Annotated in this window: 12 protein-coding genes, 1 tRNA gene and 1 pseudogene; 5 read left to right on the top strand and 9 right to left on the bottom strand. The window is 62.7% G+C overall.

Going from position 1 to position 10,609, the window contains the following annotated elements:
• Positions 1–1,019 (top strand): amino acid--tRNA ligase-related protein (locus AUC71_RS07955; RefSeq protein ID WP_342021821.1); only part of this gene is annotated, 1,019 nt, incomplete at its 5' end.
• Here AUC71_RS07955 and AUC71_RS07950 read toward each other — a convergent pair.
• The gene (locus AUC71_RS07950; protein ID WP_069623838.1) at positions 1,016–2,254 is read right to left on the bottom strand and encodes a DUF2254 domain-containing protein; all 1,239 of its coding nucleotides are present in this window, start codon (positions 2,252–2,254) and stop codon (positions 1,016–1,018) included. The genes AUC71_RS07955 and AUC71_RS07950 overlap by 4 nt on opposite strands.
• A gap of 340 nt (positions 2,255–2,594) precedes the next feature.
• Between AUC71_RS07950 and AUC71_RS07945 the strand changes: the two genes are divergently transcribed.
• Together AUC71_RS07945 and AUC71_RS07940 are read left to right on the top strand one after the other, a co-directional pair.
• Positions 2,595–3,719 (top strand): ceramidase domain-containing protein, encoded by a 1,125-nt coding sequence (locus tag AUC71_RS07945; RefSeq protein WP_069623837.1) that lies wholly within the window; start codon positions 2,595–2,597, stop codon positions 3,717–3,719.
• A 62-nt stretch (positions 3,720–3,781) separates the two neighbouring features.
• Positions 3,782–3,870 (top strand) — tRNA-Leu (locus AUC71_RS07940).
• Between the two features lie 211 nt (positions 3,871–4,081).
• Here AUC71_RS07940 and AUC71_RS22650 read toward each other — a convergent pair.
• Positions 4,082–4,381, bottom strand: a pseudogene (locus tag AUC71_RS22650) (GGDEF domain-containing protein); the annotation flags it as partial.
• Positions 4,382–4,962: 581 nt separating this feature from the next.
• Here AUC71_RS22650 and AUC71_RS07930 point away from each other — a divergent pair.
• On the top strand, positions 4,963–7,095 hold the full coding sequence (locus tag AUC71_RS07930; RefSeq protein WP_069623835.1) for a molybdopterin-containing oxidoreductase family protein: 2,133 nt from the start codon (positions 4,963–4,965) through the stop codon (positions 7,093–7,095).
• A 4-nt stretch (positions 7,096–7,099) separates the two neighbouring features.
• Here AUC71_RS07930 and hmuQ read toward each other — a convergent pair whose 3' ends face one another.
• On the bottom strand, positions 7,100–7,435 hold the full coding sequence (hmuQ, locus tag AUC71_RS07925) for a heme-degrading protein HmuQ (RefSeq protein ID WP_069623834.1): 336 nt from the start codon (positions 7,433–7,435) through the stop codon (positions 7,100–7,102).
• A 246-nt stretch (positions 7,436–7,681) separates the two neighbouring features.
• Here hmuQ and AUC71_RS07920 point away from each other — a divergent pair, with 246 nt between their 5' ends.
• Positions 7,682–8,212: a Dps family protein gene (locus AUC71_RS07920; protein WP_204376672.1), complete on the top strand. Its 531-nt coding sequence runs from the start codon at positions 7,682–7,684 to the stop codon at positions 8,210–8,212.
• On the opposite strand, the gene AUC71_RS07915 is transcribed toward AUC71_RS07920, so the two are convergent.
• The 6 genes from AUC71_RS07915 to AUC71_RS22275 form a co-directional block, all read right to left on the bottom strand.
• The gene (locus AUC71_RS07915) at positions 8,209–8,595 is read right to left on the bottom strand and encodes a Na+/H+ antiporter subunit G (RefSeq protein ID WP_069623832.1); all 387 of its coding nucleotides are present in this window, start codon (positions 8,593–8,595) and stop codon (positions 8,209–8,211) included. The two genes, AUC71_RS07920 and AUC71_RS07915, sit on opposite strands and share 4 nt — an antisense overlap.
• A 3-nt stretch (positions 8,596–8,598) precedes the next feature.
• Positions 8,599–8,868, bottom strand: a complete 270-nt coding sequence (locus AUC71_RS07910; protein WP_069623831.1) for a K+/H+ antiporter subunit F — start codon at positions 8,866–8,868, stop codon at positions 8,599–8,601.
• Positions 8,865–9,356, bottom strand: coding sequence for a Na+/H+ antiporter subunit E (locus AUC71_RS07905; protein ID WP_069623830.1), 492 nt, complete (start codon positions 9,354–9,356; stop codon positions 8,865–8,867). The genes AUC71_RS07910 and AUC71_RS07905 overlap by 4 nt, the downstream gene beginning before the upstream one ends.
• Before the next feature lie 2 nt (positions 9,357–9,358).
• Positions 9,359–10,060, bottom strand: coding sequence for a proton-conducting transporter transmembrane domain-containing protein (locus AUC71_RS22285; RefSeq protein WP_069623829.1), 702 nt, complete (start codon positions 10,058–10,060; stop codon positions 9,359–9,361).
• A gap of 85 nt (positions 10,061–10,145) precedes the next feature.
• Positions 10,146–10,328: a hypothetical protein gene (locus tag AUC71_RS22280; RefSeq protein ID WP_069623828.1), complete on the bottom strand. Its 183-nt coding sequence runs from the start codon at positions 10,326–10,328 to the stop codon at positions 10,146–10,148.
• A gap of 26 nt (positions 10,329–10,354) precedes the next feature.
• On the bottom strand, positions 10,355–10,609 hold a 255-nt coding region (locus tag AUC71_RS22275), incomplete at its 5' end, for a proton-conducting transporter transmembrane domain-containing protein (RefSeq protein ID WP_342021820.1).

Here is a 10,609-nt window from a genome sequence, read left to right as displayed (position 1 = left end):
TCCGCGGACTATTCGAGGAGTTCGGCGGCGGCAAGCCGGTGACGCCGAAATTCCCGCGCATCCCTTATTCGGAGTCGATGCACAAATACGGCACCGACAAACCGGACCTGCGCAATCCGATCGAGATGCAGGACGTGACCGAGCATTTCCGCGATTCGGGCTTCAAGATCTTCGCCGGCATGATCGAGATGGACGTGAACACGCGCGTCTGGGCGATCCCCGGAAAGGGCGGCGGATCTCGCGCGGTATGCGACCGCATGAATGCCTGGGCCCAGGGCGAAGGTCAGCCGGGCATGGCTTACATCTTCTGGCGCGACGGCGAGGGGGCCGGGCCCGTGGCCAAGAATATCGGGCCTGAGCGCACGCAAGCCATCCGCGAGCAGCTCGGACTCGGCGACGGCGATGCGGTGTTCTTCGTCGCTGGACTGCCAAAGGAGTTTGCCGATTTCGCTGCGCGCGCCCGGGTCAAGATCGGCAATGATCTCGATCTCACAAAGAAGGATTGCTTCGATTTCTGCTGGATCGTCGATTTCCCGATGTTCGAGTGGAACGAGGACGAGAAGAAGATCGACTTCTCGCACAATCCGTTTTCCATGCCGCAAGGCGGGCTCGAGGCACTGGACACGATGAAGCCGGACGAAATCCTGGCCTATCAGTACGACCTCGTGTGCAACGGGGTTGAGCTCTCATCGGGCGCGATCCGGAATCACAAGCCGGAGATCATGGAGAAGGCCTTCGCCATCGCCGGCTATCCGAAGGAAGAGCTGGAGCAGCGCTTCGGCGGCATGTTGCGCGCGTTGCAATACGGCGCGCCGCCCCATGGCGGCATCGCGCCGGGCATCGACCGCATGGTCATGCTGCTCTGCGGCGAGGACAACCTCCGTCAGGTGGTCATGTTCCCGATGAACCAGCAGGCGGAAGATCTGCTGATGGGCGCCCCGTCCGAAGTCTCGCCCGAGCAGCTCAAAGAGCTGAACATCCGTATCGCGCTGCCACCCAAGGCGAAAAGCAAGGACTAGCGGACCCGCCCGGATGTTCGGTCCAAGGCAAGCTTGGCCCGCGCCTCCAGAGTTTCGAGATCCTGCTTCTGGGCAATGTTCCGGCGTCCCGTATCCAGCACGATCCCGATCTGCTTTTCGAGAACGGCACGTTGGGCCTCGTCCGCGCGTGGCATGAGTTGGCCCATGCTCTCCACCAGCCTGATGAGCACCGCGGTCTGATCTTGCGCGTTCTGGCGGATCTGCCTGAAAGCCTCCTCGACGATGTCAGCAAAGGTGGAGCGTGGCGCCAGCAGACGCACGCGGTCGTCTTCGTCCGTCCACACCCATTGGGGCATGCCCCGCTTCATGATCTTGGCGAGCGACGTTGTCAGCCGGTCGATCACCGCCATCGCCGTGAAGGGGTCGCTGATGCTCGGGGAGAGGGCCCGTAAGGCGACTTCGACCAGTTGCCGGATCGAGGTCTCCAAATCCTGGATCGAGGTGCGCTCCCCGCTCAGGGAAACGCAGTCCTCGATCTTCTTATGGGCCTCGTCAGCGGAGGCTGGTTCGATCCAGGCGAAGGTCGTGCCTTCGACAAGGTGGCGTCCGGGCTTGAAGGCGAGCTCGATGACCGCATCGGCCTCGCGTGCGATCTCCACCAGGCCGTGATAGTTCACCGTCTGCACGTATCCACTTTTGTGAAGCTCCAAGGGCGTGCCCGATTTGGCTGGGCTCTTGTCCGGCTTACTCGCTTGGTTGGAATTGGACTCCGGTAGGAGCCGCTTGATGTCATCGTCCAGCGCCTCGCCGACGCGGTCGATCGTATTGTCGGCGATGATCGAACTCGCGAGGTGATGCACGAAGATCAGCAGCGCGACGAGGCAGAGCAGCACGAGAACGGTGCCGCCCGTTACCGCGAGGTTGGGAACGGAGTCCGTCCCGCCATAGGTCGTGCGCAGCACGAGCAGCAGATAGACCACCGTTGCGACAAACAGGCCGAGCGTTGCTTGGGTGCGGCGGTCGGCCATGAAGCTGCGGATGAGGCGGGGCCCGAGCTGTTGCGCCGCAAGCGTCAGCACGACCATGGTGATGGAAACCACCAAAGTTGCCATGGTGATCATGGCGGTGACGAGATTGGAGAGGAATTGCGGGGCCGCCTCCGCGTCGCCGCTATACAGGAACCACACCGGATCGTCGCCCTGACGGACCGGGATGTGCACGGCGAGGATCGCGGCGGCGCGGCCAGCGCCACCATAAGGAGCGGCAGCGCCCAAAGGCTCGAGCGCACATCGTGCCAAATCTTGAAAAGCCGCGGAAACATGCACGACGCCTTGTGACAAACGAACCCAAATCCGTTCGAGCGTCTGTCTTAGGGCAACCTGAAAGGTCCGGCTAGGGCTCGGCGCGTTTTCGCGAGGGAGATCTCGGGCGGCGAAGAAGATTCGCGTCAAATGCATGACACCCCTGACGCAGCACGCGTTTCGCGTTTAACATGCGCCTGGGCACATGGACGGTGGGACGTTCCAAATCAAAAGACTGCAAGAGTCCGGCGTGCGGCTCGCCGGCTGAGGGAGGGCCTCTTTCCTGTTTGATGGGTTGAAAGGACAAGGGACCATGACTTTTGGCGAGCACGTTTTTCTCTATTGCGAGCGCGGAACCAACGAAGCGCTCTGGGCCGAGCCGATAAACGCCATATCGAATGCCGGCTTCCTTCTCGCCGCGCTGATCTTCTGGCAGCTCATTCTGTGGCGCCCCCGGGACGAGCGCAGCGCCGACCACTATCTCCTCGTGGCGCTCACCTTCCTCATCGGCTTTGGCAGCCTCGCGTTCCATCTTTTTGCCGACGAGGGGACGGCGCTGGCCGACGTGATCCCGATCGGCCTGTTCATGCTGGTCTATCTCGGCTTTGCGCTGAATCGCTTTTTGAGCGTGCCGCCGGGGTGGACCGTGTTGCTCGTCTTGGTCTTCGCTGGCCTCGTGGGCGCGGCCATGCAGGTCCATTGCTGGGACGGCGGGATCGGCCTGCCGGGGGCGGCGCCGGACGCCAAGCCTTGCCTGAACGGCAGCATGGCCTATCTGCCGGCGCTCGGTGCGCTCATCATCGTCGGCATGGTCGCCGCGGAGCGGCATCACAAGGCCGCGCCCTACATCTTGGCAGCGGCTGTCGTCTTCGCGGTCTCGATCATCCTGCGTTCGGTCGATCTCGCGTTCTGCGACCGGCTGGTGATTGACGAGCGGAATGTCGGGACCCATTTCATCTGGCATCTGCTCAACGCCGTGGTCATCTTCCTGCTGCTCAGGGCAAGCCTCGAGACGGGGGCAAAGGAGGTGACGGTCACGACCGTGCCTGCGCCCGCGCCGGTCCCCACGCCCGTGGAGGCGGTCCCCGCGAAGAACGAGCTCAAGGAGAGCCCGGAAGTGGCCTCGGCCGGCGAGGAAGCGGCGGTGAAAGCGGCAGAGCCTAAACCTGAACCGGAGCCGGAACCTGAGCCCGAACCGGAACCTGAGGCCGAGCCTGAGCCTGAGCCTGAGCCTGAGCCCGAACCGGAACCTGAGGAGAAGAAGCCGGAGGCAGGCGACACGCCCGAGGCCGAGCCGGAAGACGGGCTGGAGGAAGAAGAGCTGGAGCCTAAAGCCGAGGAGGAAGCCCCGGCGCCAAGACGGGCAGGGGAAAGAAGAAGCCGACCTCTCCCGCCTAGTCTCGGTCTTCAGAAAGCGCTCGCCTCAATAAAATGCTAGGGCGCTATCGTTAGACTTTCCGTCGCGATAGCGCTCTAGTGACGCGCTCCGCGCGCGGGGATGCGGACGTGGTGGAACTGGTAGACACACAGGACTTAAAATCCTGAGGGGGGCAACCCCCGTGCGGGTTCGACTCCCGCCGTCCGCACCAATCGCCCCTTTCTCGACCGACGTCGCCCGAAGCGAAAAACGCTAGGCGATGCGTATTTGCGCTTCCATGTCCGAGGCGAAGAACACAAGTTCTTTGCCCATCGCCTTGGCCCGATACATGGCGGCGTCGGCGTTGCGCAGTGCGTCCTCGGGCGTCCACCATCTTCGGGGATCAGCGCGACACCGGCCGCCATGCCGATTTCATGTGTGTGCTTGCCGGCGCGGATGGGGGCGGTGAGGCTCTGCACGAAACGCATGCCGATGGTGCGGGCGGACTCGCGGGTCACGTGGTAGGCGAGCACGGCAAATTCGTCGCCGCCGATACGGGCGATGAGATCGCTTGGCCGGGAGGCCGAGCGGAAGCGATCGGCGACGATCTCCAGGACTTGATCGCCGACCGTGTGGCCGTACGCGTCGTTGACCGACTTGAAGCCGTTCAGATCCATGAGGTAGAGCGCGTGCTCGGTGCTGTCGGTGGGCGGCGCTTTGACCGCCGCGGTTAGGGCTTCCATGAGCGCGCGGCGATTGAGCAGGCCGGTGAGGGGATCCTGCACGGCCAGCGCCGTGAGGTGTCGCAACTCGACCTCCGCGACCGACCTTAGCGAGGCGTCGCTGCGCTGCTCGTTAAGACGCCGTAAGACAAAGGCGAACAGACAGGCGATCAGCAGCGTCGTCAGGAAAAGCGCCTCGGCTATCGAAATCTGGAGCTGCTCCTCGCTCAAGCTCTCCATGAAGTAGAAGAGGTCGTACTGAAGCGCGAGCAGGAGCGCCGCGAGCATCAGGACGAACATGAGCAGCGCATCCTGCACGCTGGTGCGCGGATTTCTGGCGATCGCCTTGGTGAGCATCCGAGGTGTGAAGCTGTCCACGATCTTTCCCCGTCGAAATCCCGGCGGAGCGTAGCGGCAAGGGCCCGGAAATGGAAATCGAACTTTAGACGATCGGGCGCGTTTTCGCGTTTTTCGAGCGTTCCCGGCGAATTCAACCGCCGCGATCCGTGCGCCTTCCAGATCGACAAGAAGCCGCACCCCTCGTAGGCTGACCTCCATCAGCGGCCGCTAAGAGCCGCTCCGAGGATGAGGGAGAGCCGGGTATGAACGAACAGCCGAAACGCGAGACCTTTTTCGGGGGATGCCCCCACGACTGCCCCGACACCTGCGCCATGATCTACGAGGTCGAGGACGGCAAGCTCGTCGAGGTCAGGGGAAACAAGGAGCACCCCATGACGCGGGGCGGGCTCTGCGTGAAGCTCAAGGACTATCACGACCATCATTACAACCCGGACCGTTTGCTCCATCCCTTGCGGCGCGTCGGCCCGAAGGGCTCACGCCAGTTCGAGCGCATCTCCTGGGACGATGCGATCGCCGAGATCGCCACGCGGTGGAAGGACATCATCGCCAAGCACGGCTCTCAGGCGATCATGCCCTACAGCTATCTCGGCAATGAGGGCTTGGTGCAGGGGCTCACCTGCGGCGACGCCTTTTTCAACCGGCTCGGCACCACGGTGAACGAGAAGACGTTCTGCGCCTCGGGCTCCTCGACCGCGTGGCTGCTCACGGTCGGGCCGACGGGCGGCGTCGATCCGGAGAGCTTCACGCACTCCAAATACATCGTGATCTGGGCCTGCAACTCGATTTCCACCAATTTGCATCACTGGCCGTTCGTGCTCGAGGCGCAAAAGAAGGGCGCCAAGGTCGTGGTGATCGACTCGTATCGTTCGCGTACGGCGAAAGCCGCCGACTGGCATATTGCGCCGAAGCCGGGCACGGACGCGGCGTTGGCCATGGGCATCATCGCCGCCCTGATCCGGGGCGGCTATGTGGACGACGCATGGGTCAACGCGCACACGGTAGGCTTTCCGGAGCTGGCCAAGCGCGCGCTCGACTTCACACCGGACTATGTGGAGGCGGTGACCGGCGTGCCGGCTCAAGACGTCGCCCAGTTCGCTCGCGAGTTCGCCACCGTCCAGCCGTCGATCCGCATGGGTGTGGCGCTCGAGCGGCACGCAGGCGGCGGCCAGACCATCCGCGCCGTCTGCGCGATCCCGGCACTCGCCGGCTCGTGGCGTCACGTGGGCGGCGGGCTGCTGCAGATGCCATTGTGGGAGTTCCCAGTGGACTGGGCGAAAGTATCGCGCCCCGACTACATCCGCCCCGGAACCCGGGTGGTGAACAACCTGCAGCTCGGCCGCGCACTTACGGGCGGTATGCAGCTCGATCCGCCGGTCATGGGGCTCTTTGTCTACAACACCAATCCGGTGAGCCAGGCGCCTGAGACCAACCGGATCGTCGAAGGATTGTCGCGGGAGGACTTATTCTTCGTGGCCGCCGAGCATTTCATCACCGACACGGCGGCCTATGCCGACATCATCTTGCCGGCGACCATGGCGGGCGAGCACGACGACATGATGTTCTCGTGGGGCCATTTCTATCTGACTCTCAATGAGAAGGCGATCGAACCCCGAGGCGAGGCGAACTCGAACGCCGAGATCTTCCGGCTGCTTTCGAAGGCCTTCGGCTTTGATGACGACCCGCGCTTCACCATGAGCGACATGGAGCTCGCCGCGCATTACATCCAATGGGATGCGCCCCAGATGGGTGGCATCGACATGGAGTATTTCCGCAAGCATGGGTATTTCCATCTCGCCGTGGGCACGCCTGACGACCGGCTACCGCACGCGAACGGCAATTTCCCGACGCCGTCCGGCAAGGTGGAATTCATGGTCGAGGACGCCAAGAACTTCGTCGCGCCGCCATTCCGCATGATGTACGAGGAGAACCAGTCAGGCGAGGACGTCGATCCGCTGCCCGGTTACATGCCGCCGCGGGAGAGCGCAGAGACCAATCCCAATCTCGCCGAGCACTATCCGCTGAACATCATCTCACCGAAGAGCCATGGCTTCTTGAACTCGTGCTACGCCAACGAGGAGCACAAGATCAAAGGGCAGGGCGAGCAGTTCGTGCTGATCAGCCCGAAGGATGCCGAGTCACGGTCGATCCGCGAAGGCGATCCGGTCCGGGTGTTCAACGGAAGAGGCGACTTCGAGGGTCTCGCGCGCGTCACCGACGACGTGGGCGAGGGGGTGATCGTGGCGACGCTCGGCTATTGGCGGAGCCTCAACCGTTCGGACGGGTCGGTGAATTCGATTTCCTCGGACGAGTTCTGCAGCCTCGGCCGGGCGCCGACCTTCTCCGACAACCTCGTTCAGGTCATGCGGGTGAACTAGGGCGCTACGGCGCCGCGGGGGCGGCCTTGGCGGAGATCTCCTGGAGGGCGGTAAAGCCCTCGAACTCGGGATGGCCGAGATAGAGCGGCTTGCCCTCACCGGCGCGCGCATGGGCCTTTCGGAAGGCTTCCGATCGTGTCCAGGCCTCGAAGTCTCCCTGCGAGCGCCATAGGCTGTGGGAGGCGTAAAGCACATGGTCGTCGCGCTCGGGGCCTTTCAGGAGCTGGAACTCGAGGAACCCCGGGACGTCTTCCAGATGAGTCTCACGGCTGAGCCAGACCTGCTCGAAGGCGCTTTCCGCGCCCTTCTTCACTTTGAACCGGTTCATGGCAATGAACATGATGCACTCCGTACAGTGAATAGCTTGCATTTGATGTTGGGCCGAATGGCCGGAACCCTAGGGGAGCGGGCGCCATTTGTCCCGTGTGAGTTTTCGGAACAGTGCTTAAGCCCCTGAAAGTTCTGACCTCGATCAAGGCGTGACAAGGCGTCCCAGATGTCTATGGCTCGAAACGCTGGCGGTCACGCTATCCGCTTCCCATCTAAGAGTCCTTCATACTGCTTCCGCCCGCCAATGGAGCTACCCATGAACAAGCCCTTGACCCCAAAAGAACGTCAAAAAGTGAAACTCGACACGCCGACCGATCTCGGCTCAAACGCGACGCGCGACATCTCCGGCGCACTGAACGCGCTGCTTGCCGACGTGTTCGCGCTCTACATGAAGACCAAGAATTTTCACTGGCACGTGAGCGGCCCGCATTTTCGTAGCCTCCATCTCTTGTTCGACGAGCACGGGGATCAGATCTTCGCCATGACCGACGAGATCGCCGAGCGCGTCCGCAAGATCGGCGGCACGACGCTGCGCTCCATCGGCAACATCGCGCGGCTCCAGCGCATCTCCGACAACGACGCAGAGTATGTGGACCCGCTCGACATGGTGGCGGAACTCGGCCAGGACAATCAGGCGCTGATTGCCAGCATGCGCCAGGTCCATGAACTTTGCGATGAAGAGAATGACGTGGCGACCGCGAGCCTGCTTGAGAATTGGATCGACGAAGCCGAGAGGCGCGTCTGGTTCCTGTTCGAGACCAGTCGGGCCGGGGACCCGGGCCACTAAGCGCAATCGGGTTCAGAGCTTTCCGCTTGCGGACCGTCGATCACGGCCCAACCGGCTTGACGGCCCGTAGGCGGCAACTGTTTGCGGACATCTTTGTCGCAGAGGATGTGCGCCTTCGCGACCATGAGGGCCGTGACCGGCGCTGTTAGAAAAAGGAACGTCGTGATCAAGAACTCGTGGATCGAGAGCTCGCCCCGCTCCAGCAGGAAGAAGAGCATCGAAGCAATCAGCAGCGAGCCGATGCCGAGCGTTGTCGCCTTGGTAGGCCCGTGAAGCCGCCGCATCAAGTCGGGCAGCTTGGCGAGTCCCAGCGAACCGACAAACAGGAAGAACGCCGATAGGCAGATCAAGGCCGCAATTGCGAATTCGCCAATACCGGTCATCGGCTACTCCATTACGTTTCCGCGCAAAAGATATTTGCAGTAGGCGACGGTCGTGAGGAAACCGACCATCGCGAACAACAGCGCCGCTTCGAAATAGATTTCAGTTCCGTAGTAGATCCCGGTTAGGACCACGAGGGCGATGGCGTTGATCACGAGCGTGTCGAGCGCCAGGACGCGGGTTTGTGTATCCGGGCCCACCAGCAGGCGGTAGACGTTCAGGAGCATCGCCGCACCGATGGCGAACGCGGCGATTGTGCACGAAAGCGCGATCATTTCTCGAAAATCCTCTTAAGTCTGGTTTCATAGCGCGACTTGATGGTGGCCACTGTGGCCTCGGCATCGTCCGTCTCGAGGCAATGCACGAGCAGCGCGCGCCCGTCACCGCTTAGATCGGCGCTGACCGTACCCGGGGTCATGGTGATCGTGCCGGCGAGCGCGGTGATGGCCTCTGGCGTTCTGAGGTCAAGCGGCACGGTCACGAAGCGGGAGCGGAGCGAATCACCACGGCGGAACAAGATCAGATAGGCCACCTGGAAATTGGCAACGACGATGTCCCAGAGAACAATGGCGGCATACTCCACAATTGCGAGAGGGCTCCCGATATGCGGACGGGAAGGCCAATACGGGCTCGTTAATATTGGAATCGCCACGCCGAGTATCGCGCCAAGGACGACCGAGCCCCAAGAGAAGCCGCTGAGGAAAATCCACACGACGACGATAAGGAGTGTCAGGAGCGGGTGAGGCATCAAGCGCTTCAACATGTTCAGTGTCCCGTCGATGGCATGACGTTTCCTGCCGAGTTTAGCACGGCGTCGATATAGCCCGCCGGGTCGAGTGCCTGCTCGGCCGCCGCTTGGAACGCGTCCACGGCCGGCCCGGCGAAAATGGACAAGAGCGCAATGGCGCCGACGAGCACGGCCACAACGACGACCGGAGAGATGGGTGCCGTGTCCAATGTCGGTCCGGTGGTCCGGCCTTCGGTGTTCCAGAAGACGACGCTGCCGGCGCGGGCGAAGGCGATCGTCATCATCAACGACGCGCCGAGTACGAAAAACCAGATTAGGCTGGCTTGCGGATTTTCATAAGCCGCATCGAGCACCATGAGCTTGCCGATGAAGCCGGAGAGCGGCGGGAGGCCCACGGCAGCCAGCGCCGTAAGGAAAAAGAGAGCGCCGAGGAGCGGAGCCTGGCTGATTGGGTGGCCCGGAACGAGCGCCGCGCCCTTCTCCACGCGCCGCGTGGCTATCAGGTCCACGATTAAAAAGAGCGCGGCGCCGGTGAGCGTGCTGTGCACGAGGTAGTAGAGCGCCGTCGTCAAACCATCGACGTCGAACAGTCCGATGGCGATGAGCAGCGTGCCCATGGAGGCGATGATGTTGAAGGAAGCGAGGTCGAGCAGGGTGCGGCTGGCGAGGAGGCCGATGGCGCCAATGAGGAGCGTTGCCAGCGCGGCGGCAGAATCCACGGCACGGCCACGCCTGCGAGCGCGCCGGCATCGGCACCGAAGATCGTGCCGAAGATACGAATGATCGCATAGGCCCCGACCTTGGTCATGATGGCGAAGAGAGCAGCGACCGGTGCGGAAGCGGCGGAATAGGTGCCGGGCACCACCAATGCAGAGGCACGAAGGCTGCCTTGATGGCGAAGACCAGGAACAGAAGCAGGGCGCCGGTGCGTAGCAGCGCTTCGTTTCCGGCGGCGACTTGGGGCACCTTGACGGCAAGATCGGCCATATTGAGCGTTCCGGTGATGCCATAGATCAGCCGATGGCGATCAGGAACAGCGTCGAGGCCACGAGGTTGATCGCGACGTATTGAAAGCCTGCCCCCAATCGGCGCGCGCCGCCGCCATGGAGCATGAGCCCATAGGACGCGATCAGCATCACCTCGAAGAACACGAACAGGTTGAAAATGTCGCCGGTGAGGAACGCCCCGCTCAGGCCCAGCAGCTGGAATTGAAACAGCGCGTGGAAGTGGCGCCCCCGGCGTCCATCCCGCCACCGGCCGTAGACAAG

This window comes from Methyloceanibacter marginalis (assembly GCF_001723295.1).
Classification (GTDB): Bacteria; Pseudomonadota; Alphaproteobacteria; order Rhizobiales; family Methyloligellaceae; genus Methyloceanibacter; species Methyloceanibacter marginalis.
The sequence above is the reverse complement of the archived record's forward strand: the minus strand, read 5'-3'. Positions and strand labels throughout refer to the sequence as shown.

What these genes read in the sequence shown, in the direction of transcription:
- AUC71_RS07915 (WP_069623832.1), bottom strand. Translation starts at nt 8,595, where the DNA reads ATGACCGGTATTGGCGAATTCGCAATTGCGGCCTTGATCTGCCTATCG.
- AUC71_RS07945 (WP_069623837.1), top strand. Translation starts at nt 2,595, where the DNA reads ATGACTTTTGGCGAGCACGTTTTTCTCTATTGCGAGCGCGGAACCAAC.
- AUC71_RS07905 (WP_069623830.1), bottom strand. Translation starts at nt 9,356, where the DNA reads ATGTTGAAGCGCTTGATGCCTCACCCGCTCCTGACACTCCTTATCGTC.
- AUC71_RS07930 (WP_069623835.1), top strand. Translation starts at nt 4,963, where the DNA reads ATGAACGAACAGCCGAAACGCGAGACCTTTTTCGGGGGATGCCCCCAC.
- hmuQ (WP_069623834.1), bottom strand. Translation starts at nt 7,435, where the DNA reads ATGTTCATTGCCATGAACCGGTTCAAAGTGAAGAAGGGCGCGGAAAGC.
- AUC71_RS07910 (WP_069623831.1), bottom strand. Translation starts at nt 8,868, where the DNA reads ATGATCGCGCTTTCGTGCACAATCGCCGCGTTCGCCATCGGTGCGGCG.
- AUC71_RS07920 (WP_204376672.1), top strand. Translation starts at nt 7,682, where the DNA reads ATGAACAAGCCCTTGACCCCAAAAGAACGTCAAAAAGTGAAACTCGAC.
- AUC71_RS22280 (WP_069623828.1), bottom strand. Translation starts at nt 10,328, where the DNA reads ATGGCCGATCTTGCCGTCAAGGTGCCCCAAGTCGCCGCCGGAAACGAA.